The organism is Acinetobacter sp. 1125_18A, from assembly GCF_052824985.1.
The window spans coordinates 115,941-140,069 of record NZ_VTDG01000009.1 but is presented as its reverse complement, the minus strand read 5'-3'; the positions used below and the strand labels follow the sequence as shown (position 1 = coordinate 140,069).

Annotated in this window: 25 protein-coding genes; 9 read left to right on the top strand and 16 right to left on the bottom strand. The window is 39.5% G+C overall.

What is annotated here, in order from left to right; all coding sequences use genetic code 11:
• The first annotated feature begins 289 nt into the window (after nucleotides 1-289).
• Both dapB and FY049_RS16085 read left to right on the top strand, forming a co-directional pair.
• A complete protein-coding gene (gene dapB / locus FY049_RS16090; protein ID WP_004718838.1) occupies nucleotides 290-1,105 on the top strand; it encodes a 4-hydroxy-tetrahydrodipicolinate reductase in 816 nt (271 codons plus the stop codon).
• Between the two features lie 57 nt (nucleotides 1,106-1,162).
• The gene (locus tag FY049_RS16085) at nucleotides 1,163-1,813 is read left to right on the top strand and encodes an START domain-containing protein (protein WP_004718837.1); all 651 of its coding nucleotides are present in this window, start codon (nucleotides 1,163-1,165) and stop codon (nucleotides 1,811-1,813) included.
• A 174-nt stretch (nucleotides 1,814-1,987) separates the two neighbouring features.
• Here the strand turns inward: FY049_RS16085 and FY049_RS16080 are convergent, their stop codons facing one another.
• Nucleotides 1,988-3,163, bottom strand: coding sequence for an MFS transporter (locus tag FY049_RS16080; RefSeq protein WP_004718835.1), 1,176 nt, complete (start codon nucleotides 3,161-3,163; stop codon nucleotides 1,988-1,990).
• Between the two features lie 277 nt (nucleotides 3,164-3,440).
• Complete coding sequence (gene dkgB, locus FY049_RS16075) at nucleotides 3,441-4,253, bottom strand: 2,5-didehydrogluconate reductase DkgB (RefSeq protein WP_446084000.1); 813 nt, start codon at nucleotides 4,251-4,253, stop codon at nucleotides 3,441-3,443.
• Nucleotides 4,254-4,376: 123 nt separating this feature from the next.
• Here dkgB and FY049_RS16070 point away from each other — a divergent pair, with 123 nt between their 5' ends.
• The gene (locus FY049_RS16070; RefSeq protein WP_004718832.1) at nucleotides 4,377-5,267 is read left to right on the top strand and encodes a LysR family transcriptional regulator; all 891 of its coding nucleotides are present in this window, start codon (nucleotides 4,377-4,379) and stop codon (nucleotides 5,265-5,267) included.
• Here the strand turns inward: FY049_RS16070 and FY049_RS16065 are convergent.
• Nucleotides 5,227-5,634 carry a hypothetical protein gene (locus FY049_RS16065; protein WP_446083999.1) on the bottom strand — a complete coding sequence of 136 codons (408 nt, stop codon included), beginning with the start codon at nucleotides 5,632-5,634 and terminating at the stop codon, nucleotides 5,227-5,229. The two genes, FY049_RS16070 and FY049_RS16065, sit on opposite strands and share 41 nt — an antisense overlap.
• Nucleotides 5,635-5,744: 110 nt before the next feature.
• Between FY049_RS16065 and FY049_RS16060 the strand changes: the two genes are divergently transcribed.
• A complete protein-coding gene (locus tag FY049_RS16060) occupies nucleotides 5,745-7,181 on the top strand; it encodes an aminotransferase-like domain-containing protein (protein ID WP_004718828.1) in 1,437 nt (478 codons plus the stop codon).
• A gap of 84 nt (nucleotides 7,182-7,265) precedes the next feature.
• On the opposite strand, the gene ahr is transcribed toward FY049_RS16060, so the two are convergent.
• The 8 genes from ahr to FY049_RS16020 form a co-directional block, all read right to left on the bottom strand.
• Nucleotides 7,266-8,288, bottom strand: a complete 1,023-nt coding sequence (gene ahr, locus FY049_RS16055) for an NADPH-dependent aldehyde reductase Ahr (protein WP_034614740.1) — start codon at nucleotides 8,286-8,288, stop codon at nucleotides 7,266-7,268.
• A gap of 31 nt (nucleotides 8,289-8,319) precedes the next feature.
• Entirely contained in the window at nucleotides 8,320-8,874 is a 555-nt protein-coding gene (locus tag FY049_RS16050) for a DNA-3-methyladenine glycosylase I (protein WP_151956670.1), read from the bottom strand.
• A 42-nt stretch (nucleotides 8,875-8,916) separates the two neighbouring features.
• Nucleotides 8,917-9,162, bottom strand: a complete 246-nt coding sequence (locus tag FY049_RS16045) for a hypothetical protein (protein WP_056517037.1) — start codon at nucleotides 9,160-9,162, stop codon at nucleotides 8,917-8,919.
• 30 nt (nucleotides 9,163-9,192) lie between these two features.
• Entirely contained in the window at nucleotides 9,193-9,741 is a 549-nt protein-coding gene (locus FY049_RS16040; RefSeq protein ID WP_004718822.1) for a M23 family metallopeptidase, read from the bottom strand.
• 76 nt (nucleotides 9,742-9,817) lie between these two features.
• Nucleotides 9,818-10,852, bottom strand: coding sequence for an A/G-specific adenine glycosylase (gene mutY, locus FY049_RS16035; RefSeq protein ID WP_004718819.1), 1,035 nt, complete (start codon nucleotides 10,850-10,852; stop codon nucleotides 9,818-9,820).
• Nucleotides 10,853-10,987: 135 nt separating this feature from the next.
• Nucleotides 10,988-11,356, bottom strand: coding sequence for an HIT family protein (locus FY049_RS16030; RefSeq protein WP_004718818.1), 369 nt, complete (start codon nucleotides 11,354-11,356; stop codon nucleotides 10,988-10,990).
• A 63-nt stretch (nucleotides 11,357-11,419) separates the two neighbouring features.
• Nucleotides 11,420-12,157: a dienelactone hydrolase family protein gene (locus FY049_RS16025; protein ID WP_166782909.1), complete on the bottom strand. Its 738-nt coding sequence runs from the start codon at nucleotides 12,155-12,157 to the stop codon at nucleotides 11,420-11,422.
• Between the two features lie 183 nt (nucleotides 12,158-12,340).
• On the bottom strand, nucleotides 12,341-12,499 hold the full coding sequence (locus tag FY049_RS16020) for a DUF1328 domain-containing protein (RefSeq protein ID WP_004718815.1): 159 nt from the start codon (nucleotides 12,497-12,499) through the stop codon (nucleotides 12,341-12,343).
• Nucleotides 12,500-12,688: 189 nt separating this feature from the next.
• Here FY049_RS16020 and FY049_RS16015 point away from each other — a divergent pair, with 189 nt between their 5' ends.
• From FY049_RS16015 to FY049_RS16000, 4 genes are all read left to right on the top strand, one after another.
• A complete protein-coding gene (locus FY049_RS16015) occupies nucleotides 12,689-13,141 on the top strand; it encodes a YcgN family cysteine cluster protein (RefSeq protein WP_034614705.1) in 453 nt (150 codons plus the stop codon).
• Between the two features lie 82 nt (nucleotides 13,142-13,223).
• Nucleotides 13,224-14,153, top strand: a complete 930-nt coding sequence (locus tag FY049_RS16010; protein WP_166782910.1) for an alpha/beta hydrolase — start codon at nucleotides 13,224-13,226, stop codon at nucleotides 14,151-14,153.
• 70 nt (nucleotides 14,154-14,223) lie between these two features.
• Entirely contained in the window at nucleotides 14,224-15,498 is a 1,275-nt protein-coding gene (locus FY049_RS16005; protein ID WP_004718810.1) for a replication-associated recombination protein A, read from the top strand.
• Nucleotides 15,499-15,642: 144 nt separating this feature from the next.
• Entirely contained in the window at nucleotides 15,643-17,991 is a 2,349-nt protein-coding gene (locus FY049_RS16000) for a glycerophosphodiester phosphodiesterase family protein (RefSeq protein ID WP_224964516.1), read from the top strand.
• Nucleotide 17,992: 1 nt separating this feature from the next.
• On the opposite strand, the gene FY049_RS15995 is transcribed toward FY049_RS16000, so the two are convergent.
• The 3 genes from FY049_RS15995 to FY049_RS15985 all read right to left on the bottom strand — a co-directional run bounded on the left by FY049_RS15995 (nucleotide 17,993) and on the right by FY049_RS15985 (nucleotide 21,913).
• Nucleotides 17,993-18,526 carry a hypothetical protein gene (locus FY049_RS15995; RefSeq protein ID WP_224964517.1) on the bottom strand — a complete coding sequence of 178 codons (534 nt, stop codon included), beginning with the start codon at nucleotides 18,524-18,526 and terminating at the stop codon, nucleotides 17,993-17,995.
• Between the two features lie 369 nt (nucleotides 18,527-18,895).
• Nucleotides 18,896-21,298, bottom strand: a complete 2,403-nt coding sequence (locus FY049_RS15990) for a TonB-dependent receptor plug domain-containing protein (protein ID WP_262782088.1) — start codon at nucleotides 21,296-21,298, stop codon at nucleotides 18,896-18,898.
• 426 nt (nucleotides 21,299-21,724) lie between these two features.
• Complete coding sequence (locus FY049_RS15985; protein WP_004818287.1) at nucleotides 21,725-21,913, bottom strand: heavy-metal-associated domain-containing protein; 189 nt, start codon at nucleotides 21,911-21,913, stop codon at nucleotides 21,725-21,727.
• A gap of 237 nt (nucleotides 21,914-22,150) precedes the next feature.
• Here FY049_RS15985 and FY049_RS15980 point away from each other — a divergent pair, with 237 nt between their 5' ends.
• Nucleotides 22,151-22,711: a DUF4303 domain-containing protein gene (locus FY049_RS15980; protein ID WP_262782087.1), complete on the top strand. Its 561-nt coding sequence runs from the start codon at nucleotides 22,151-22,153 to the stop codon at nucleotides 22,709-22,711.
• Between the two features lie 51 nt (nucleotides 22,712-22,762).
• Here FY049_RS15980 and purC read toward each other — a convergent pair whose 3' ends face one another.
• Together purC and FY049_RS15970 are read right to left on the bottom strand one after the other, a co-directional pair.
• Complete coding sequence (gene purC / locus FY049_RS15975) at nucleotides 22,763-23,482, bottom strand: phosphoribosylaminoimidazolesuccinocarboxamide synthase (RefSeq protein WP_004818291.1); 720 nt, start codon at nucleotides 23,480-23,482, stop codon at nucleotides 22,763-22,765.
• Nucleotides 23,483-23,519: 37 nt separating this feature from the next.
• Nucleotides 23,520-24,128, bottom strand: coding sequence for a hypothetical protein (locus tag FY049_RS15970; protein WP_004718797.1), 609 nt, complete (start codon nucleotides 24,126-24,128; stop codon nucleotides 23,520-23,522).
• Between the last annotated feature and the right edge of the window lies 1 nt (nucleotide 24,129).

The following is a 24,129-nucleotide window of genomic DNA, read 5'->3' as shown; positions in this document are numbered from 1 at the left end:
ATTGATCTCCTTATAAGCCATATTATTTTCATTCGTGGCATGTAGTCTGCTGTGGGATTCTTGCATTTTGATGAAATGGATTTGAAAAGTTGTAAATTTTTCAAAGTTTTACCGATATATTTTATAAAATTAATCTATTTATTCGTTCAGGCTATTCTGTACCAATGAGCGCAACAGATCCCAAAGCAAGTAAAAAGATCACAGTATTTTTTTATATTGAAACGTCGTCTTGGAACCGAGTTTTGTTATAGTAGAGCCAAATTTTCAAATTCAGATTTAGGAAGATCGTATGTCAGCAGCTCCACGCATTGGTATTGTAGGTGCAGGTGGCCGTATGGGCCGTACATTGATTCAAGCTGTACAACAAGCAGGCTTTCAGCTTGCTGCTGCAGTAGAGCGTCCAGAAAGCACATTAATTGGTGCAGATGCAGGAGAGCTTGCAGGAATTGGTGCTGTGGGAATCAAAGTGGTTGGCAACTTGGAAGAGATCCTCAAAGATGTAGATGTGGTGATTGATTTTACTGCGCCTGTTGCCACTGAACATAATTTAAAACTATGCAGTGCTGCTGGTGTTGCGATGGTGATTGGTACAACGGGTTTTTCGGATCAACAAAAAGAGCTATTAAATCAATCTGCGACTCAGACACCGATTGTTTATGCTGCAAATTATTCAGTGGGTGTGAATGTTTCGATTAAATTACTTGAGTTGGCAGCTAAAGTATTTGGCGATACTGTGGATATTGAAATTATTGAAGCACATCACCGTCATAAAGTAGATGCACCATCAGGTACTGCATTGATGATGGGTGAAGCTGTTGCTGACACACTGGGTCGTGATTTAAAGAAAGTTGCTGTCTATGGTCGTGAGGGGCATACAGGTCCACGTGAACGTGAAACCATTGGCTTTGAAACGATTCGTGGTGGTGATATTGTGGGCGAACATACAGTGATGTTTATTGGCGAAGGTGAGCGTGTGGAAGTGACACATAAAGCCACGAATCGTATGAATTTTGCTGCCGGTGCTGTACGTGCAGCTGCTTGGGTTGTCGGCAAAGATGCAAAAAAATACGATATGAAAGACGTTTTAGGCTTAAATGATATTTAAGCTTAAAATCTGATGCGATAGAATTAAAACAATTAGTCAAATTTTGAACATTCAAAAATGAAAAAAACAGTGATGTTATTTGCTTGTGTAATCAGTGCTTTTGGCCTGACTACACAAGCTGCTTTACCAAGCAATGCCAAATTGAGTTTGAATAAAAATAACATTCAGGTATGGACATACAAGGATGCCAGTAATTCTGTGTTGTCTTATAAAGCTGAAACAACATTAGACGTGCCGATTGATCGTGCTGTCGCTTTGGTATTGGACGTCAAAAACTCACCGAAATGGGTACCCAATGTTGCCAAAGCTGAAGTGTTATCTCGCGATGATAAAAAAGGTGAATTCAGCATTTATATGGTTTTAGATTTTCCCTTTCCGTTAAAAGATCGCGACATGGTGGTTAAAGGAACCATGTCTAAAGATGCAAATGGCAGCATTTTTATTAAGAATTCTGCGATTCAGCAAGGTAAAGCATTAAATCCTGACTATGTGCGTTTAAAAGATTATTCAGGTGATTGGACCTTTCAAAAACTCGGTGCCAATAAAGTCAAAGTCATTACCTCTGGACACGCCAATCCAGAAGGTTCCATTCCTGCAAGCTTAACCAATATTTTGGTCGAACAGCAGCCTTATCAGATGTTGCAGAAAATGAAAACAGAATTGGCAAAGAATAAACCCTTTACAGCTTTGCCTGATATTTTAAAATAGGCATTGTTTGATCAATAATCCTGAAGCAGATCACTTATTGACGAAACAACGCTATATTCGAAAAAATAATGCTTGGCAGATCTTTCCGCTCATTTAACTATTGAAAGTAACCTTTCTCAATGTGTTGATGTAGAAAGAAAGGTTACTTGCAGTCTTTGTGGCGATTGTTAAGCGCTACGCTGAATGGCTATATTGTTGAGCAGGCGCTTTATTCATTTTCATTTGAATAAAAACCAGCACTAACCCTAAAGCTGTGAGTACCGCACCTGCAATAGACACCGCAGCATAACTCATGCCCATACTCAATACTGCTCCACCAGCTGTTGCACCTAAAGCATTGCCTAAATTAAATGCCCCAATATTCACAGAGGACGCCAATCCAGGTGCTTCATGAGCAACAGACATGACACGCATTTGTAAAGGTGGGACCACTGCAAAGGCTGCTGCTCCCCAGACAATCAGTGCCAATGCTGCACCAATTTGAGTTTGAGCCAGTATAGGGAACAGCAACATGCTCACCATCAGTAACAGCAAGAAACTGGTCAATGTTTTGGTCAGTGACAAGTCTGCAAATTTCCCACCTAAGTGATTACCAATTGAAAAACCAATTCCAATCAGTACCAGCATCAAGGTAATAAACATCGGGCTTGCATGGGTGATGTTTTGTAGGCTAGGCGCAATATAGGTATAGAGAGTAAACATTGCACCTGCACTCATCACCGTGGTGAGCAATGCAAGAACCACAGGCAGCCGAGTCAGCACTTTTAATTCTGCTTTGACATCAGGACGTTGACTTGCTTTATCTTCAGGCAAGGCTTTCCATAGTGACAGCATAGTAATCACGCCGAGTAAGGCGATTGCTGCAAATGACATACGCCAGCCAATATTCTGCCCAACCCATGTGGCTAAAGGCACACCACCGATGTTGGCAATGGTGAGGCCCATAAACATGGTGGCAACTGCACTGGCTTGTTTGTCTTTAGGTACGACGCTTGTTGCAACAATGGAACCAATCCCGAAAAACACCCCATGATTGAGACTGGTCAGGATTCGAGCGGCCATTAAGCCCCAGTAATTGGGGGCAATTGCAGCAAGAATATTGCCAATGGTAAAAATAATCATGGCTAAAATAAGTGCTTTACGTCGTGGAAACCGTCCAAACCATAAGGTCATAAACGGTGCACCAATCATGACACCGAGTGCATATGCGGTGATCAGCATGCCTGCGGTTGGGATTGAAATATTCAAATTTTCTGCAATTTGGGGAAGAAAGCCCATAGGAGAAAATTCAGTTGTTCCTATTGCAAAAGCACCAATGGCCAATGCGAGTAAGGGAAAATTTAATTTCATGAGAAATCTCAAATATACAGCATATTGAAAATGATGGGATGTAACAGTGTTCGGCCAATCACGAGGATGGTCATTTACTTTTCAGCCGCTATGTTGATGAAGTGACAAAATAAAGCTTCGCAAGAAAATAATCTTGCGAAGCAATCTAAGTCATGATCAAAAGGCGGTAAACCCTGTTTCGAAACCTAGTAAGCAAAAACCTAGCAACCAAACTTTGCTAATCAAAGCCTGAGCCAAGATTTGCTCTGCTTTAAATCACTTTTACTCCAGCAGTGAATTAAACATCCCACTGAGGTGCTAAGTTTTCAGGATCAACCTCACGGCCATTTCGTTCCAATTGTGCGATTAATTGCATTTCTTCAGCAGATAACTGAATCTCTTGTGCTTTTAAGTTGGCGATTAAGTTTTCACGTTTAGTCGATGACGGAATGACAGCAAAGCCTTTCTGCAATGTCCATGCCAATGCAATTTGAGCGCTAGAAGCCTGATGCTGTTTGGCAATTTCAGTTAATGTTGGGTCATTTAAAACTTTGCCATACGCCAAGGTCATATAAGAGGTCACATCAATATTTTGTGACTGTAAAAAATTCACCAACTTATCATTTTGCAAATAAGGGCTAAGTTCAATTTGGTTGGTGGCAATATTTTCAAGTCCTACAGCAGCGATGGCTTGTTGCGATAAGTCGATATTGAAGTTTGAAATTCCAATATGTTCAGTTAGGCCCAGCTTTTTCGCTTCTAACAGGTTATGCATCATTTCTGCAACAGAAATTCCTAGACTTGGCGCTGGCCAGTGAATCAAGGTTAAGTTGACAGCATCAGTACCCAGTTTCTGTAAGCTGTCTTTAAGACTTGGAATAAGTTTGTCGGCTTGATAATGATCTGTCCATATCTTTGTTGTGATAAACAAATCATCACGATGGATATGGCTTTCTGCAATGGCCTGACCGACTTCTGCTTCATTGCCATAGATTTGAGCAGTGTCTACAGCACGATAACCAACGTCTAAGGCTGTTTTGACCGAGTCAATCACAGTTTGTCCTGTTAAACGGAAAGTACCGACACCAAATTGAGGAACGATGTTTGTCATGCTGGATTTCACTTTATTTTCTGAGATTGGGTGTATTTTGCTACTTTAATTGTTGCGAAAAAACACAGGAATATGCAAAATATTGTTGACTAGAAATCAACAATAAACAGAGCGCTGACAGCAATGAAATCTACACTCGAAGAATTACAGGCTTTTATTAATATTGTCGATAGTGGTTCGATTGTTGCAGCAGCAACGCATCTTGAACAAACCACTTCAGGTGTAAGTCGAGCCTTGCAACGACTTGAATCTAAACTGAATGTCACCTTATTAGAGCGGACAACACGTAAACTTAAGTTGACCCAAGAGGGGCAATTATTTTTAGCAAAAGCCCGAAAAATTGTGCATGACCTCAATGAAGCAGAAGATGCTTTATTAAAATCAGACAGTGATACATCTGGGCTGATTCGCGTGGATTCCGCGACACCTTTTGTATTACATGTGATTGCACCGTTGATGCAAGAGTTTTCTCAGTTGTATCCTGAAATAGAAATAGAGTTAAACAGTAACGATCAGATTATCGATTTATTAGAACATAAGACAGATGTTGCAATACGTTTTGGTGATCTTAATGATTCGAGCTTACATGCGCGTTTGTTGTGTAAAAGCCGATTATATATCGTTGCCAGTCCTGAGTATTTAGCTACACATGGTTATCCAGCAACACCGCAAGATATTTTAAATCATACCCAAATTGGCTTTAGCAAAGTCAGCCGTTTAAATACTTGGCCGATTCGAGTCAATGGAGAAAGGCTTACTGTCAAACCAAAAATCAAAGCATCCAGTGGTGAAACTGTCCGTCAACTGTGTTTACGCGGGCATGGAATTGCGAGATTGTCTGAGTTTGAGATTTTAAAAGATATAAAGCAAGGACGCTTGATCGCTCTATTTGAAGATCAAATAGAGCTTTATGAGCAACACATCCATGCAGTGTATTATCAACAGGAACATTTACCAAAGCGTGTCCGTTTATTTATTGAGTTTTTAACACAAAAGCTGTCAAAGTTTCGATAGTCTTTTGTGGTGGTAAATCCAGACTCAGTAAAGTTTGGCTACTGGTTTGTTGTGGATTGACCAATTGGATTTCAAAATGATCAGTTGCTGTCTGAAGGCATTTGAACGCCAAGTCTTTTTGCACCGGGATATTAATCTTCATCCGTTGATCACTACTGGAATGGTAGCGGTAGTTTCGCACAGCTGCAGTCTGGTGTAAGGTGGGTTCTAGATGATCAAGCTGATACTCAGCTAAATTTTGTGTTTTTAAAAAGCCTTCAATCAAAGATTTACATACAAAATGTTGTTTCTGAGCAGCTTGATTGACCTGCTGAGGCTGGCAAGCAGTTAATCCAAAGACAATACTGATTAAAGCGATCGTTCTCATTTTTTTCTCCTTTCAAATCAATTTGTTTGTAAAAATTGGCTGTGAATGAAGCATAAATCTGTTAACTTTATAGATACAGATACAACAAATATTAAAATTTGAGTACAGATATGGCTTTTCAATATCAAACATTAGCACAACAAATTGCACAGAAAATTTATTGTGGAGAGTTGGCCGTTGGGCAACGTCTGAGCTCTTTGCGAAAATTTGCAGCATTGCAAAATATTAGTCTGAATACAGCAAAGAGTTGTTATGAATTGCTTGAAGCGCAAGGCTTGATTTACGTCAAAGAAAAGTCTGGCTATTTTGTTCAATCGCAGCAAAAAGCCCCACAGATTGCTGTACCTGACCATCCTGATTTTAAGTCGAGAGCGCGTGAGGTTTCAAATCTAGACTTACAAATTCAAATTCATGAAGCAGCAATCAATAATAAACTGATCCATTTAGGTTCGATTCAGTTATCGCCTAATTTAGTTCCTGTAGAGGCCTTACGCCGTTCAATACAACGTGCTTTAAAGCACAGTAAGCCAGAAGACTTTTTATATAATGACCGCCAAGGGCACCTTCAGTTAAGAGAGGCATTGTCAGCACATTGGGCTGAAGATGGTTTTTATATTGCCAAAGAAGATATTTATATCAGCAATGGTTGTATGCCGGCATTGTCTGTGATGATTCAAAGCCTTAGCCAAATCGGTGACAGTGTGATTGTACCCACGCCAAACTATAATGGTCAGTTGCAATTATTGGCGTTGCTCAAACGAAAAATTATTGAAATCCCTGCCAATACCGAAGGTTTTGATCTGGAGCGTTTAGAACAAGAGATGCAAAACTCAGGCGCAAAAGTCTGTTTATTAACCGCCAACTTTCAAAACCCTTTAGGCTTCTGTTTGACTAATGCCGAGAAAGAAAAAATCGCACAGCTGGCAGCGAAGTATCAGTGTTACGTGATTGAAGATGATATTTATGCTGAATGTAGCTTTAATGCCAAACGCCCTTTACCGATTAAATATTGGGATCAACAGGGCTATGTGGTTTATTGCGGATCGGTTTCCAAGTCGTTGTCGACCTCTTATCGAGTCGGTTGGTTCTGTTTGCCACAACGTTTACAGCACTTACATGCCAAGTTGATTTTACAAAATGTTTCGGTCAATACACCATTGCAATTGGGTCTTGCTGATTTGATTTATAGCCGAGCCTATCGTCAGCATTTGAGTGAGTTACGCCCTAAGTTGATGGCTCAAGTTGCGCAATATTTACAGTTTATTCAACATGCTTTTTATGGGGTAGAGATCCGTTTAAATCAACCGCAAGGAAGTTATGCCTTGTGGTTACAGTTCCCAGAGCAGATTGATAGCTTGGCGTTGTATTATTATGCACAGCAATACAGTATCAATATTGTACCAGGGATTATTTTTGGTGAGGATCACCGTTATAACAATTGTATTCGTTTAAATGCAGGCCATGAATTGTCTCAGGAAATTCAGGATGCAATTATGTTATTGGCAGATTGGGTAAGAGGTGAATTGTCAGCCAAGAGTGTGGCTTAAACTGATTTGTGAGCAAATGCATAGCCCGACAGCCTTATTCCATTCACGGTTCTTGATAAACCGTGATGGATGGTCAGACTTAAATTAGAAATCCGCTTTTAATACGATACGATAACGGGCTTTTCCAGAGTGAAGTCGCTCCAAAGCCTCATTAATTTTTGACATTGGATAAACTTCAATTTGTGGTGCAATATTTTTGCGTGCGGCAAATTGTAATAATTGACGCAATGCAAAAGGGGAGCCTGTTGGTGAACCAGTCACTGATTTTGCACCGCCAATCAGTGCACCCGCTGGAATCGGCATCGGTTCGAGGACTAAACCTAGCATATGAATTGTGCCATTTGGCGCCAGTGTATTGAGATATGCTTTCCAGTCCAAACTCACATTTACCGTACAGAGCAATAAATCAAATTTGCCACGTTGTGCTTTTAAAGCATTGGCATCGCGACTATTGACCACATGGTCTGCACCCATCGCTTTAAGTTCATCTGTTTTATCCAAACTCGATGTAAAGGCAGTGATCTCACAACCCCACGCTTTGAGTATTTTAATGGCCATATGACCTAAGCCACCAATCCCAATGACACCAACATGGTGAACTGCTTGAATTTGATGTTTTAAGATTGGGTCAAAAACAGTGATACCACCACACAATAAAGGGCCAGCACTTTCAGGGTTTAAATCTTCAGGAAAAGGAATAATCCACTGCCAACCTGCACGGACCTTATCTGCAAACCCGCCTGCATGACCAACGATAGTTGCAACTGAACCCCCTGTGCAAAGCACTTGTTGACCACTAACACATGGATCACAGTGCTGACAACTTTCCGCAGTCCAGCCGATACCAACACGTTGACCGACTTTTAATCCTTTCGCCTCTGAACCCAGTTGAGTGATGGTACCGATAATTTCATGACCGCCAACCACTGGAAAAACTGAATTTCCCCATTCATTGTTAATCACTGAAACATCGGAATGGCATAAACCGCAATATTCAACTTTGACTTCGACTTGATGAGGCTGTAATTCACCTGCATCAAATTGATAGGGCACAAGTGCTGCACCTGCCTCTAAGGCAGCATAAGCATGAAACGTATTATTTGACATGTGAATCCTTCCTGTTTGCTCAGTTAAACTTTTAGCGGGATATACAATCATTTTCATGGTCATTGACCATACCCACTGCTTGCATAAAGGCATAGCAAGTGGTTGGACCAACAAATTTAAAACCATTCTTTTTTAACGCTTTGGAAAGCTTTTGACTGGTTTCAGTTTGTGCCGGTGCTAATTTATAATCAGGGACATCATTGAGTTGTACTTGCTGGTCGACGAAATCCCATAACCAGTTCACCATATCGATGTCTTGAGCTTTCATGTTTTGCCATGCAACGGCATTGTCACGAATCGCCGTTAATTTACCGATATGGCGAATCAGCCCAGCATCCTGACATTTTAGCGCAAGCTCTTGTTCAGTAAAATTGGCGATGGTTTGAATCGGGTGGTTAAAAAATTGGGCGCGGTAGCTTTCACGCTTTTTTAAAACAGTAATCCAAGATAAACCTGCTTGTTGCCCCTCTAGGCAAAGCATTTCAAATAAATGCTGTTCATCTCGATTGGATTTACCCCACTCTTGATCATGATATTCAATATAAATAGGATCATCTGAACACCAACCACAGCGTTTATTTGTCATAAAAGATCTACCATTGTTCTGATTGATTTAAGTTTTAATTGTCTAAAGTTTAAATTCGACCCACTGATCTTGTTTGTTGTCCCAATAGGAAAGTTGCGCATGTTGTAAATCTTTAAAATTTACCCAAATATCTTTACCCGCTTTGTCTGCAAAGCCAGTACTGATCATTAATGCTTCATCGGTGATTTCCATAATCCAGCCTTGATGATTTTGTCCATTGAGGGCAATTTTTTGTTGATTGCCTGATTCTGCAAATTCAACTAAACGCTCAAGCAATGCTTCTGACATGGAATATTCCTAAATTGATTCAATCTAAAATTAACGTAAATAAGGGTAGGGGTTGACTGCACCTTGGCCTTTACCTCTTAAGTATAGTCCATAGTGCAAATGCGGTGCAGTATGTCGTGCATTTCCAGTATTGCCCACATAGCCGATTAACTGACCTTTTTTAACGTAATCGCCTTCTTGTAGACCACGTTTGTGATCGTTTAGATGAGCATAATAGTGATAAACACCACCTGGTCCGATGAGCCAAATCACTTTACCCCCCAGATTATTGCTCTTTAAGCTGGCAATCACACCTTCAGTACTACTATAAACTTTGGTTCCACGTGAAGCCATGATGTCAATTCCTTCATGTGCTCGCCCAGCACTGCGAGATGCACCCCAAGTATCTGTGAGGTTTTGTGGTTTTACTCCATCTACAGGAATTGCCAATCGGGTTGGCATTGACATTGCTTTTAGGCGGTTAATTTGAGCTTGTGGAAGCTGAGGCTTAGATGAGCTTGGCTTTTTAGGTGCAGTGGTACATGCAGTTAAAATAATGGCAAGCAAGGCCATCAAGCAATATTGGATGCTACGTGACACGAGAAATCCTTATTTTCAAGTTTCAAAAGGGCAAATTAAAATTGAAATATGCTTCGAATACCCGTGTCTGACTATGTCATATTTTTACTGCTGAGATCAATTTTTTCATGGCTGTAGGGATGCCCATTTGTGTAGCTTTTTGTGGTGTTAACCATTCGCCCCCAAGTTCAGCCTGAAGGTATTCTTTTTGGTCTGATTCAACTCGAACAATATGCGCATTTAAGATCCATGTGAAATGGGTAAAACTATGCGAGATTTGGACAGGTTCAACAGTTGAAATAAGTTTTAGACTTTGACAAAGCTGTTGAAACGCGAGCTCATTTTCAAAAATCGGTAAACTCCATAAGCCTCCCCATAAACCACTGTTGGGACGCTGTTCCCATAACCATTGTTGATCTGACTCAATTAATAACACTGTGCCAGTTCTAACAGGAACAGGCTTTTTGGCTTTCTTATAAGGCAGTTCGGTTTCTAGCCCTTGTTGATGGGCTTGGCAATGTTGTTGCATAGGGCAGTATAAGCAGAGTGGCTTTTTGGGCGTGCAAATGGTTGCGCCCAAATCCATAATTGCTTGGGTATAGTCATGGTTGCGTTCAGTTGGACATAAACTTTCCGCCAGTTGCCACATGGCTCGTTCATGGATGGGTTTACTCAGGTCATCTTCAATGGCAAAGAAACGGGCCAAAACACGTTTTACATTGCCATCCATAATGACGCCATATTGGCGTAAGCCAAGCGACATTAGTGCGCCACCAGTAGAGCGACCAATACCTGAAAGTTCCACCCATTGTTCTAAGCTTTGTGGGAAATGCCCTTGCTGGCTGACCACGCCTGCTGCTTTATGCAAATTGCGTGCACGGGCGTAGTAGCCTAATCCTGCCCAATAGGGGGCAACATCATCCCATGAGGCTTTACCCAAATCATCGACAGTCGGAAAGCGTTGGATAAATTTATCAAAATATTGCAGTACAGTTTTGACTTGTGTTTGTTGCAACATAATCTCAGACACCCAAACTTTGTATGGATCATCAGCCACTTGCCACGGTAAATCATGGCGCCCGTGTTGATCAAACCAAGTCAATAGCGCATCTGAAAATGAAAATTGCGACATAACAATCTAGCGTAAAAATTGGATGCTCAGTATAACCAAGATAAATTTATTGCGGAAAATTATCTTAAACTTGAGCAGTAATCTGCATAAAAAAAGACGCCAAAGCGTCTTTTCAAAAGCATTTATAGTCACAACTTAGTTTTCGTTGATGATACCCCAACGCTTATCGAGTTTAAGCGGTTCGTTTTTATAACGTGGGATAATGTGAATATGGAAATGTTCACTTTGGTCTTCACCAAACACATGACCATCATTAAAGGCGATATGGAATCCTTCAGGTTGATGGCGAATCTTAAGCTCGTTACGTGCCAGTTCCAATAAAGAGGAAAGGCTTTTACGTTCTTTCTCTGAAACCTCAAAAAAAGAAGCAATATGGCGCAAAGGAATAATCACTGAATGACCTTTAGACAAAGGGTTATGTTCAGGCAAAATTGCACCAAATTCATTTTTATCAATGATATCAAATTCTTCAAAGTCACAATAAGGACATACTTTTTCAGTCATTTCTAATCCCTCGTTTTGTTGTCTTAATCAACGTAGAACATATTTTAATTAAGCCAGAGTAGGTTAAGCCAAGGTGCGATCTAATAAATCATACATTGCTGCTAATCCAGCTTTTTCTGCTTCGGCGTTATAACCTAGATCTACGCCATTGGCTTTTGCTTTTTCATCTGCTTGTGGGTTACTAAAGCCATGTTTAGCATCTTTAAGGATGATCACTTCAGATTTTACCTGAGCATGCTGCATTTCTTGTTTAAACGATTCGACATCTGCCAAAGACACCATGCTGTCTTTTTCACCATGTAGCACTAAAACTTGCGCTTTAAATTTTTCTGCTTCCGCTGGATTTTGTGCAGATAAATTTGCATGGAAAGTAATCGCAGCTTTTAAGTCAGCACCTGAGCGTGCCAAATCTAATATCACTTTACCACCATAACAGAATCCAATCGCAGCCAAACGCGTTGCATCGACTTCTGGTTGTGCTGCTAAAGCTGCCAGAGCAGCAGCAGAACGCTCAACAATGGTCTGCTCATGTTGGAAGGTTTGCATCATCCACTCATGGGCTTGAGTCGCAGCAGCGGTGGTTTTTTTATCACCATACATATCAATTGCCAGCGCAGCAAAACCATGCTGTGCCAACTCTCGAGCACGTTGTTCAGAATACTCATTTCGACCCCACCATTCTGGACCAACAATCACACCTGCAACTGGTTGTGCGGATTCAGGTGCAGCAAAATAACCGATTAAAGTTGTTCCATCTTTTGCTTGATATTGAATTTCACGAGTTTTGATTGCAAGAGCCATCTGTTAATCCTTGTGTATCGGCGAGAATGAGATTGATTAAAGCATAAATATATAAGATTCAAATGACTAAATTTCGAATATTTACAATAGAAATGTGAAAATTTATGAATGAAAAAGGTCGTTTTCAAATGAAAAAGAGAAGAACCAAGGTTCTTCTCTTTTATGAAAATTGATCAGGAAAAGCTAAACTTTTCCTCTCGAAATAAAACCAACAATCGCGAGGATTACCGCGACAACGAGAAGAATGACTGCGAAGTCTTTAGACATTCCCGCAACACCACCAAAACCAAATAAACTTGCGATTAAGGCGATCACAGCGAAAATAATTGCCCAACGAAACATAAGATTCATCTCCATATTTTTGTTATGTATTTTCAGTATAGGCAGAAAAATCTAAGGGACTTGTGAAGTTGTGTTTAAAAAGTGTGATTAATAAAGCAATATGTAAAGGTTTGTTCTGTTTTAAATTTTCTAATTTCTGCTTATATACTGATATAATTATTTCGCCTTAAATGACTTTAATGTTATGCCATGACCTTTGAGATCCGCCCCCAGTTTTGGAAGAATTATACACTGTCTGAGTTAAATCCGACCGAGTGGGAAGCGTTGTGCGATGGTTGTGGGCTGTGCTGTTTGGTGAAATTAGAAGATGATGACACACATGAAATAGCCTATACCAAAGTGTCTTGTAAACTCCTCGATTGTGAAACAGCACAATGTTCTGACTATCCTAATCGTTTAGATTATGTACCTGACTGTATTCAATTAAGCCCTGAAAAATTAGCCAATATTCATTGGTTGCCTTCAAGTTGTGCTTATCGTCGGGTGAATGAAGGTAAAAATTTACCGGCATGGCACTATCTGATCACAGGCTCAAGAAGCAATGTGATTAAGGCCAGAAAATCTGCTGCTGGGCGTTGTATCTCCGAAACAGAAGTCAATGAAGAAGACATTGATGAATACATTGTAAGATGGGTGCGTTAAATCATTTGAATCAATTATGAATTGATAATCATTATCAAATAGTAATATGATAGGCAAACTCTTCAGTTTGATGTGTTTTAAAATGTTTGCTTTATCTTGGTTATTCAAAAAAAGTGCATTCTGTTTATGTGCAATCAGCCTGAGTTTCGGTATTCACTGCAATGTTTATGCAAAACCAGATTTGCAAGCTTTAGGGCCAAATATTGCGGAGCAAGGCTCCAGTTACTATCAATTTCAAGTAAAAAATTTTCAATCCGCAGATCAACAACGGCATTATAAAGTTTGGGTCGGTATCCCTAAACACATCAATAAAAATAAGATCTTACCTGCTGTTTATATGTTAGATGGCAACTCTGCTATGGCGCGTTTAGATGAGTCACTGTTAAAAAAACTATCCGAACAAGACAGCCCCGTGTTGGTAGCTATAGGCTATCAAACCCAGTTACCGTTTGAGTCCGCTTCACGGTCTGTAGACTACACACCTGCCGATGAATCTGGGAAAGTGGCGGCTGACCCACGCAATCCTGAACGTATGGCAGGCGGTAGTGCACAATTTAGACAGGTGCTGTTTGAAAAAATTATGCCGTGGGTCAATACGCAAGTAAAACTGGATAAGCAACGTACCGCATTATGGGGACATTCTTATGCTGGTTTATTTGTTTTAGATACCCTTTTAAATAGTCAAAGCACAGATAATAAGTTTTCACACTATTTTTCAGCCAGTCCATCTCTCACATGGGCAGATTCTCGATTACTCAAAGCCGTTGAAAAAGCCCCACCTGAGCAATTAAAAAATAAAAAATTATGGGTGATGGAAGGTGACATTATTCAGTCTACAACTGGACCAATCAGCCCAAATGCAGATCGGGACATGATTCAAAATAACCGTCAATTGGTTTTAGATTTGGCCAGTAAAGGCGTAGATGCAAAATTAATGCTTTATCCACACCTCAGTCATGGTCAAGTATTTCAGGCCTCATTAATGGATGTTTTGCAGAATCGATTATTTTAAAGCTGAAAGTGCAATATTGATGATTTTCCATAGTAGACTAAGGACAGCATTCATCAATTAAAAAAGCAGTATGTCAGACACTCAAATTCCGCTTCCAGAACGTTTACGTCCACGTGATTTGTCTGAAATTATTGGGCAAGATCATTTACTCGGTGTTGCAGCACCACTCCGTCAAATGATTGATCAAGGGCATTTACCCTCGATTATTTTTTGGGGGCCGCCTGGTGTTGGAAAAACCACCATCGCATTGTTATTGGCTCAAGCAGTCGATCGTACATTTATTAGCTTATCTGCCTTAAATACAGGGGTAAAAGAGCTCCGTGAGGTGATTGCTGACAGTGGTGATTTATTAACACCGGTGGTGTTTATTGATGAAATTCATCGTTTTAATAAGTCGCAACAAGATGCTTTATTGAATGCGGTTGAAAAAGGCAAAATTACCCTGATCGGTGCGACCACTGAAAACCCTTCATTTGAAGTCAACAGTGCTTTGCTGTCTCGTTGTCAGGTGTATACCTTAAATGGATTAAGTAATGAGGCGATTCAAGAACTCATTTTACGCGCGATTCAACAAGATAAATTTTTAAAAGACCGCCATATCCAGATTGAAGAATTTGATGCATTGGTTCAGTTTGCTGCGGGTGATGCACGTAAGGCACTTAATTTAATCGATTTAATTGCCAGTACCTTTGAGTCCGATATTGAAAATATTGTGACCAATGCGATCGTGGTCAAAGTTGCGCAACAGAACATTGCACGCTATGACAAGTCAGGTGAGCAACATTATGATCTTGTGTCTGCGTTTATTAAATCTATTCGGGGTAGTGATCCTGATGCAACATTGTATTGGATGGCACGTATGCTTAAAGGCGGTGAAGATCCGGTTTTTATCGCTCGTCGTATGTTGATCGCTGCTTCAGAAGATATTGGAAACTCAAATCCAAATGCCTTGCTTTTAGCGGGCGAATGTTTCCGCTCGGTTCAAGCGATAGGCATGCCTGAGTGTCGAATTATTTTAGGCCAATGCGCAGTTTATCTGGCAACCAGTGCAAAGAGTAACAGCACTTATTTGGCGATCAATAAAGCCTTAGAACTTGCAGAAAAAACGTCCAACTTACCTGTGCCACTCCATTTACGTAATGCACCGACCAAGCTTATGAAACAACAAGGCTATGGTGTGGATTATCTTTATCCTCATAACTACCCTGAAAATTTTGTGCTACAGGAATATTTACCACCTGAATTAAAAGGCACAAAATTATATGAGTCTGCTCGTAATAAGCGTGAAGTTGAAGGTGAGCGTTTACAGCAACGTCGTTGGCAACAAGAACAGCAGCAACAATAGTTGTAAAGTTTATTTGCTTAGGCATCTTTTAAATAGATGTTCTATTTTATATAAAGGTTTAAAATATCGGCAAAATTTAAATTAGGCTGACACCATTTTAGAAATACGCTTGAGCAAAGTGCTTCTAAATGGTTTAGAAATTTTATGAAATTATCCGTTTTATCTTTTGCTGTTTTAATTTCTTTGCCGATGTTGAGCCATGCTGAGCTTGCAAGTAAAATTTCGACCCAAAATCAGCCTAAACTTGCTTCGCAACAGCTTAAAACACTTTATCAACAAAGTTTTGTTCAGCAAAAAACAATTCCTCAAGGCTGGCGTATTCCTGGCAACAATGCCGGCAATGTCTATGTTGAGAATGGGATGCTTCATATTGATGGTCGAGCAAATTCAGTCAGTCCGACCTCAATTTTATTACCGCAAAATCTTGAAAAACAGCAAAATTATCGCATTGATCTCGAATTTACTTTAGACCAAGCTGTCAATAACTCGCGTTGGGGCAGTGTGATTTATGATGTCACAGAAACTCAGGGGGTGATTCCAAGCAGTTATTATCAATTTACCCTCAGAACAGATACCACTGCAAAAAATGGTACGGAGTTTGGTCGTCATAAAAGTAACGGGCAGTGGGAGGTCTCTGAAACGAAAGCATTTTCGGAGAACATCAAAGCAAATCAATGGTATAAAGCCAGCATTGTGGTCTCTGGACAACGGGTACAACACTATTTAAACCACCAGTTAATGCAAGATGTAGAACTTGACCAAGGATCTGCCAAAGGCGGCATCGGGCTTTCAGCAACAGGCCTAGTCTTAAAAGTTAAAAATATTCAAGTCTCTGAACAAACCAGTGCATTGCCAGACTTAGCCAATAAAGTCACCCAAGTGCAAGAAATTCAAACTAATGTCGCTTTAGCACCGACGCTGATTCAAAAAGTTAAAAATACCAGCAGTCCATTAAATTCAGCGAATCAGTTATATTATCAATTAGATGCCAATTTAAACTTGCTTGATCAGACAGGGCAGGTGGTTGAAACATTACAACAATATTTGGTGAATCCACAGCGCAATACCATTCCTGTTTTAGAAATCAAAGATCCCAAAAGCATTGAAGCCTTAAAATTACTCTCTAAATCTCATGATATTAGTGATATTACTGTATTGTCCAAAAGTGATGATTTACTCAAGTCTGCGCATCAAATTGTACCTACGCTTCGAACAGCATTAGATTTAAGTCGCGAAAATTTAAAGGAGAGTCATGTCGGTCTTTCTGAAATTATGCGTCGTACTAATCAGGCCTATGCACGCATCGTGGTTCTTCCGCATAGCCTTGCCAACAAACCGAGTGTCAGCTTTATTCAACGTCATTTAATGACAGTGTGGGTTGATACACCAGCAAATGATCCACAGGATGTCGCCGGTATTTTGACTTCAGGTGTGAATGGGATTATTACAACGCAAAGTACGCTATTTGCCAGTGTTTTAAAGCAGTTTCCAAAAAATACACTATTACGTAAACCCTTTATTATTGGGCATCGTGGTGTACCCAGTTTAGAAGATGAAAATACCTTAGAAAGTGCAAAACATGCAGTTGCTTTGGGTGCAGATATTGTTGAAAACGATATTTATTTAACCAAAGACCAGCATCTTGTAGTGATGCATGATGCAACAGTGGATCGCACTACGCGTTCAACAGGTAAAATTGAAGAAATGAGCCTTGCGCAGGTTCAGCAATTAAAATCTAAAAACAAAGCTTATCCAATACCGACCCTTGCAGAATATTTCACTACATTTAAGCACAATCCAAACTTTGTACTGATGATCGAAATGAAAAGTGCCAATCCAGCATTGGTTGCAAAAATGCAGGATGAAATTAAAAAGCACCAAGTTGAAAATCAAGTCGTCACGACCTCATTTAATGCAGATCAAGTTGCACGTGCACAGTCACAATTGTCTGAGATACCGCGAGGGTTATTGGTTGGAAGCATGCCCAATAGTCGCAATACTTTAATTGCGGCCAAACAAATCAATACCGATGTTCAGAAATATAATTCAACGTATAACCCAGCTTATCGTGCTGATTTGATCAATCTTTTAGAAACGACCAAGCACCGTGGAATCAGTTTTTGGCCTTGGGCATTGAATGATGAAACATTTAAAAAATTATATATTGCAGGGACCTACGGAATAACCACCAATTCTACGCAACTTTATGCGAAATACATCGTTGATATTCAAGCACCCAAAAATGTCAAAGTAAAAGTTGAACAGCCAGTATTACTCAATGTGCAATTGGTTCAGCAAGATGGCGTGAAACTCAATCAACGACTCAGTAATTTTGTCGTTTTATCAGGTTCTGCAAAACATGAGATTAAAAATGGTCAGTTGAGTTTCTCTGAAAAGGGCACTGCATATGTTTTGGCTGGTTATAAATATCAGATCGATGCACAAAACTTTTATCAAATCTTTTCAGCCCCTATAAAAGTCATCATCCAATAGCTTATTTTATGGCATCTGTTTGAAATGGAGGTTCCACATCTTTGGGGAAATTTGGAAAAAGTGTAAACAGCATCTGAGGATTATTCTTTAGTCCTTCACCGTCCAGATAGGTCCATTGATGTGATTGTAGTGAACGAATGGCGACCATAAATGAGGGTGATGCTGCTTGAATTTGACCCGCAACTTTCATGGTGATGGTTTTGGGTACAAAGCAAATTTCTTCACGATCTACGATATAGCTATAAAGTGGCGGCTTTGATTGTACATTGACAATTTCTACCTGTGATTTGGTAAGCAGATTTTGAACGTATTTAAGCAGCTGTTGATAAGCTTCTGCACCACCAACATAGTTGATCAGAGATGGATGGGTTTTTTGTTGCATAAATGAATAATCATTTTTCTTTAAATCTTGTCCTAATTGATCTAAGTCTGGCGCAATAATTTTAGGATAATCTTGCTGACAGCTTAACTCTTCCGCCTGTGCAGGATTTAAAATGATCAAGAATAAAATGACAGCATAAATTGTTTTTATCATGTTGGATTAAATCTGAATATCGTTTGTTTTGAGTATATAAGTTTCTTAAAAAAAGTTCATCAGTAATCCAAGCTTACCGATATTTGCTCATCCAACAGGAGATTTTGTAACTTGTATCTTTTCATCTTTGAAAAGTTAGGCAGCGCCTACGCAAATTGATTTAAACTTTCAAAGCAAAGTGTGCAATGAATGTTTTTTAAATCAAACAACTTATTTGCCTATGGAATTGATTTAATTAAAATTATGAATGAAGAAAATTATATTCTAGTGTATGTGTTTCTGAACAAGTTGGGGATATACCCAATAACGACACACATAAAAAAACCGAGCCATTCAACTCGGTTTTAAGCCCTTGGTTAACTTTAACCCCTACCACTTATAATTAATTTTGCCGTAATAGAACGCACCATTAAAACCAAACGGTGAGAACTGGCTGTATTGCAAACTTCCGCCAGTAGGTTTGTTGATGTCATAAACATCTTTATCAGGATAAACATTGGTAATGTTGTCTCCCCCAACAGTAAATTTCCAATTGTTTAATTGGTATGTCAGTGCTAAATCCAACAGCCATTTTGCAGAAAATTTCTGATCACTGGCAGCACCTGAGTTACTGTAAGTTTCGAAGCTACCATAACGTGTGATATTGGTATTGATACCAAAATTTCCAATTTTATAATCATTGGCTAAACTGAACTTATGTTCAGGCGTGCTTCCTGCCAATAGACCATATTGTTCACGACGGTCTAAACGGGTGAGGTTGACACCCAAGGCATTTAAAATCTCAGGGTTTTTATCGACATCGGTGACTTTATTGCGATTAAAATTATAAGCCAAAGATGTGGTTAACTCGCCATAAGGCAGGTTTTGCCATTGGTAATTGGCAACTAAATCTACACCACGAGTGCGAGTATTACTGGCATTATTAAAGAAACGAACCGTGCTGAAATTGGTATCGGTAATCCCTTTAGATACCAAATAAGCGCGAACAGCGGGGCTGCTGGCATTGATATTTGAAGATAAGCTAATGCGGTCATCAATATCAATTTGGTAGGCATCCAAAGTCACATATAGGTTTTTAGTCGGGGTAAATACCAAGCCAAGGCTATAGTTCTTTGATTTTTCAGCTTTTAAGTCTTCTGCGCCGAGCAATTGTGCAACTTGTGAAGAACTTGGAAATGTTCCAGCCTCAACAAACTGTCCATTGACCAATTGCGAAGAAGTTTGGGTGAAATATTGTTGTGCCAGACTCGGTGCGCGAAAGCCTGTAGAAACTGAGCCACGTACCGCAACTTGAGGTAAAAGCTTATAACGTAATGAAAGAGATGCATTATTGGTGTCACCAAAGTCATCATATTTCTCATAACGATAGGCTGTAGATGCTGAAAGTTTTTGGGTAATATCTGTTTCTAAATCAAGATATCCTGCATAACTGTCACGTGTCCATTTCCCGGCATCTGCTTGACGAAAGCCTGATAAACCTGAAGAACCACTTTTATAATAAGAGGCCGGATTGCCTGCTTTGATTTGATATTGTTGATTTAAATATTGAGCACCAAACGCGACATTTAATGGACTTGCAAAAGCAGAGATCTCAAATTCTTTTGACAGATCAATATTATAAACAGCTTGAGTATTCTTTAACTGTCCATTATGGAATGAATTTGGTGTTGAACCTGTATCTTTGTATAGATCGACATTGATGGTTTTTGTATTTACATCATATTGGTTTAAGCCATAATTGGCTGAAACATCATAGCGCCAATCTGCGACTTCCCCACGTAAGCCTGCAACGGCACTAAAGTCATCTAATTGACCGCGAATCAGCGGTAAATAACCATTTGGAAATAATGCAGGTACATTGTTCGAGGCATTACTCAAACGATAGAACCCAGCAGTTTCTGCATTACGATGGCTATAGGTTGAAAAACCATATAATTCAACAGTATCACTAAGGTCAAAACCAGCATTAACAGAAGCTTTTACCTCATCTGATTTTGGATCACCAAAACGAAAAGTTCTTTGTCCGTATGTAGTGGCGTTTGGATCACGAAGGTCTAAACCTGCGCGATTGGTTGCTTCATTGTCCTGCCATTCACCAGAAAAAATGGCATAACCATAATTGCCCAGTTGAGTACCGCCCGAAACATAGGATTGTTTTTGTTCACCATCACCTTTGTCATAAATACCGTAGCGAATACCTGCATCACCTGTTTTAGGATCAGACTTTAAGATAATGTTGACGACACCAGCAATTGCATCTGAACCATAGCGAGCAGACGCACCTTCTCTAAGTACTTCAATACGGCTGATAGCAGAAATCGGAATGGCATTTAAATCGGTCGGTGCCGAACCGCGTCCAATGGTGCCCCCAAGGTTAATAAATGCCCCTGTATGGCGACGTTTGCCATTCACTAAAACCAAAACTTGATCAGGAGAAAGCCCTTTTAGTTGCACTGGGCGAACGAGTTCTGTTCCATCGACAACGGTTGGACGAGGAAAGTTAATCGAGGGGATAATTTTAGCCAGCGCCGTACCTAACTCACTTGAACCTGTACGTTCTGTCAATTCCGCTGCACTAATCACATCAATCGGTTGTAAGGAATCTGTTTTAGAACGTTTTAGCGAACGGGTACCTGTGACAACAATGGTATCAAGTGTTTTAACTTCTTGATTGGCTGGAATCTGTTCCGCAGCGTAGGCATGTGGATACAGAAATGTAAAAACTAAGCTGGCGGTCAGGCTTAATGAATATCGGTTTGATAATGTACGCATAACTCTATTTTGTAGCTCTTTTTGTAACGGTTTGTTGTGATCATAGTGAGCTTGAGATTATTTAGAAAACAACTTTTAAAAATATAAATAGAATAAAATCTGCAAAGTGTATGGTTATTTAAAGTGTTCTCAGTTTAGAAATCTAGATTTTAGCATGTGATGTTTTATAGGAAGTTTGATACACAATCTTTTGAAATTATTGATAAAGCATATAATTTTAAACAGCTCAGTGATGAGGTGATGATATTGAATCAAGTTGATGAAATATAGTAATGATCAACGATTTACATCAGTAAAAGCTGGGTTTGATCAGTGCTATACAGACATATAACTGTGATGACAGAGCCCAGTTTGATCAGTTTATATTTGCTTTAATGCAAAAGGGCTACCTTAAATTGATAGCCCTTTTCACTTTATCCAATCAGCTTAGCGTGGAGGAAAGCCCGCTTCTGATAAAGCATCAACCACTTGTTGCTGTGTTGCTGTTGTTTCAACTTTAACACTGTGACTTGGTGGATCGGCAATCACCTTAGCATTTTCATCTACAGATTGAATTGCTTTGGTTACACCACGTGCACAACCACCACAGGTCATATTTTCAATATAAAATTCCATATCTCACCCTGCTCTAAGAAGACTTAAACTTAAGATAAACCTTACCATAATTGTAAGGTCAAGTTTTAATGTTTAAAGTTTCATCGCAACGCTTTTTCAAAAATAATTTACAGTATTTTTAAGTCGTCGATTGCTCAATTTTTTACGAATGCTAAATGCCAACATAAGCGAATGGTTTATATACAGAATTTATGCTTTGATAGTAAACTCTGCATTGAAATTGTGAATGATAAGAACATGATGATGAATAAAGAGCATTTATATTCAGTGATTTACCAAGACATTCAAGATGCTTTCGCTGAGATTCAGCAGCTTACACAAGATCAGCATTTATGTGCTATTGGTTTGGGAATGGTTGAGGATTTCTGTGGTTTCTTTTATGTAGGATGCACATTAGAACAATTAAAAACCTTTGAAGACGTCTATGAAGCATGGTGGATTTCAGAATGGAGTTGTTCAAGTACTGCCAATAATCGTGTTCACGATGCAATCACGGCTTTGTATCAGGACTTGGGAGAGGATTATACAGATGAGCAATATAGCGAATTGCAAGCGCACTATCAAAAGACCATTATTCAAGCATTACAAGATTTAAGAACACAAGGAAAATTAAAAAACCAACAGGGTGAAGAAATTATTGTCATTATTCAATATGCAGACTCATCCGATGAAGATTTTGAGGACATCAGTTTCCCACAAATTAATCCTGAGTTTTTAGTGCCTTTATTTGAAAACCGCTTTCAGAAAAAAGCTGGTGAAAATTTATATGATTACCTATTAGAAAAATCAGCATCTTAAAATAACAAACCGAGCTAAAAAGCTCGGTTTTTGAAGAATCAGTATCTAAAATTAGATATCTGAAAGATCTACACCAATGCGAGTAGCCACTTCTTCATAAGCTTCAACAACACCACCTAAACCTTGACGGAAACGGTCTTTGTCGAGTTTTTTCTTGGTGTCTTTATCCCATAGACGGCAACCGTCTGGAGAGAATTCGTCACCCAAAACGATACGGTCATGGAACACGCCAAATTCAAGTTTAAAATCAACAAGAAGCATGTTGCCTTGAGCGAATAAATCTTTCAGCACAACATTGACTTTTTGAGTCAATTCTTTCATTTGCGCCAATTGTTCAGCATTTGCCCAACCCAATGCAATTGCTTGAGACTCGTTCACCATAGGATCGCCTAAAGCGTCATCTTTGAAGAACAATTCAAATGTTGGTGGAACAAGCTCTAAACCTTCTTCAACACCCAAACGACGGCATAATGAACCTGCAGCATAATTACGCATTACACATTCAACAGGGATCATTTGCAATTTTTTCACTAAAACTTCAGTTGGAGAAAGAAGTTTTTCGAAGTGTGTTTCAATACCAGCTGCAGCCAGTTTTTCCATGATAAAGGCATTAAAACGGTTGTTCACCTTACCTTTACGGTCTAGTTGCTCTATTTTTTCGCCATTAAATGCAGAAGCATCGTCACGGAAAACTAGAATTAGATGATCCGCGCTATCTGTTTCATAAACAGATTTCGCTTTACCAGTATAGAGCAAGGTTTGTTTTAACATGGGGGAACCTTTTGCAAAAAAAAATTGCCTAGAACGACTAGGCTGGCCAGTTTTGGTAAATCTGGGTTAATAGTTCTGCAGCTTTTTCTTTGTCTGCAAAGCTATTATCGGCGTTAAACACAGCAAGTGTGTTACTTGAACCTACAGAATTAAGTTTCAATACATAAGTTGAATTATCGATTTTTACAGTTGCCTCATTGGCATTTTTGCTTTGGCCGATAACCTTATGATTTAAGCTACTGAGGGTCGCAAGTGCGTACTGCCAAATTGTAGCAGAATTTCCATCAATTTTGATCAGTGGATTGCCATTTCCATCAGTTAAAATTTGAGGACGACCAACACTTTCAGTTGATGCAGAAACTTCATCAGCAGGTGCACTGATTTGAGCAACATCTGGACGAGGAACTTCGTAACGGTTGCCTCGTTTATTTTCAAATTTTGGTGCATGCTGAAGTGCAAGAGGGTCAACAATAGGAGCTGGATACATTGGCGTTGCAGGTCTAACTGTTGAACCTTCAGGGTAGCTAAGTGGCTCTACAGTGGTCGTGTTTTTATAATCTAAAGAACCATTACTGATTCCAAGGGAACTACAACCCGCCAAGCTTAAAGCTGAAATGGCAAGAGTTAAACCTAAACGTAATTGCATA

Excerpts from the sequence above, each read along its gene's own strand:
- FY049_RS15990 (WP_262782088.1), bottom strand. The coding sequence starts at position 21,298 with ATGCGTACATTATCAAACCGATATTCATTAAGCCTGACCGCCAGCTTA.
- dapB (WP_004718838.1), top strand. The coding sequence starts at position 290 with ATGTCAGCAGCTCCACGCATTGGTATTGTAGGTGCAGGTGGCCGTATG.
- FY049_RS16045 (WP_056517037.1), bottom strand. The coding sequence starts at position 9,162 with ATGTCAGAAGCATTGCTTGAGCGTTTAGTTGAATTTGCAGAATCAGGC.
- mutY (WP_004718819.1), bottom strand. The coding sequence starts at position 10,852 with ATGTCGCAATTTTCATTTTCAGATGCGCTATTGACTTGGTTTGATCAA.
- FY049_RS16015 (WP_034614705.1), top strand. The coding sequence starts at position 12,689 with ATGACCTTTGAGATCCGCCCCCAGTTTTGGAAGAATTATACACTGTCT.
- FY049_RS16030 (WP_004718818.1), bottom strand. The coding sequence starts at position 11,356 with ATGACTGAAAAAGTATGTCCTTATTGTGACTTTGAAGAATTTGATATC.
- FY049_RS15985 (WP_004818287.1), bottom strand. The coding sequence starts at position 21,913 with ATGGAATTTTATATTGAAAATATGACCTGTGGTGGTTGTGCACGTGGT.
- FY049_RS16005 (WP_004718810.1), top strand. The coding sequence starts at position 14,224 with ATGTCAGACACTCAAATTCCGCTTCCAGAACGTTTACGTCCACGTGAT.
- FY049_RS16010 (WP_166782910.1), top strand. The coding sequence starts at position 13,224 with ATGTTTGCTTTATCTTGGTTATTCAAAAAAAGTGCATTCTGTTTATGT.
- FY049_RS16060 (WP_004718828.1), top strand. The coding sequence starts at position 5,745 with ATGGCTTTTCAATATCAAACATTAGCACAACAAATTGCACAGAAAATT.
- FY049_RS16065 (WP_446083999.1), bottom strand. The coding sequence starts at position 5,634 with ATGAGAACGATCGCTTTAATCAGTATTGTCTTTGGATTAACTGCTTGC.
- FY049_RS16025 (WP_166782909.1), bottom strand. The coding sequence starts at position 12,157 with ATGGCTCTTGCAATCAAAACTCGTGAAATTCAATATCAAGCAAAAGAT.
- FY049_RS16050 (WP_151956670.1), bottom strand. The coding sequence starts at position 8,874 with ATGACAAATAAACGCTGTGGTTGGTGTTCAGATGATCCTATTTATATT.
- FY049_RS16085 (WP_004718837.1), top strand. The coding sequence starts at position 1,163 with ATGAAAAAAACAGTGATGTTATTTGCTTGTGTAATCAGTGCTTTTGGC.
- purC (WP_004818291.1), bottom strand. The coding sequence starts at position 23,482 with ATGTTAAAACAAACCTTGCTCTATACTGGTAAAGCGAAATCTGTTTAT.
- FY049_RS16020 (WP_004718815.1), bottom strand. The coding sequence starts at position 12,499 with ATGTTTCGTTGGGCAATTATTTTCGCTGTGATCGCCTTAATCGCAAGT.
- FY049_RS15970 (WP_004718797.1), bottom strand. The coding sequence starts at position 24,128 with ATGCAATTACGTTTAGGTTTAACTCTTGCCATTTCAGCTTTAAGCTTG.
- FY049_RS16000 (WP_224964516.1), top strand. The coding sequence starts at position 15,643 with ATGAAATTATCCGTTTTATCTTTTGCTGTTTTAATTTCTTTGCCGATG.
- FY049_RS16080 (WP_004718835.1), bottom strand. The coding sequence starts at position 3,163 with ATGAAATTAAATTTTCCCTTACTCGCATTGGCCATTGGTGCTTTTGCA.
- dkgB (WP_446084000.1), bottom strand. The coding sequence starts at position 4,253 with ATGACAAACATCGTTCCTCAATTTGGTGTCGGTACTTTCCGTTTAACA.
- FY049_RS16070 (WP_004718832.1), top strand. The coding sequence starts at position 4,377 with ATGAAATCTACACTCGAAGAATTACAGGCTTTTATTAATATTGTCGAT.
- FY049_RS15980 (WP_262782087.1), top strand. The coding sequence starts at position 22,151 with ATGATGATGAATAAAGAGCATTTATATTCAGTGATTTACCAAGACATT.
- ahr (WP_034614740.1), bottom strand. The coding sequence starts at position 8,288 with ATGTCAAATAATACGTTTCATGCTTATGCTGCCTTAGAGGCAGGTGCA.
- FY049_RS15995 (WP_224964517.1), bottom strand. The coding sequence starts at position 18,526 with ATGATAAAAACAATTTATGCTGTCATTTTATTCTTGATCATTTTAAAT.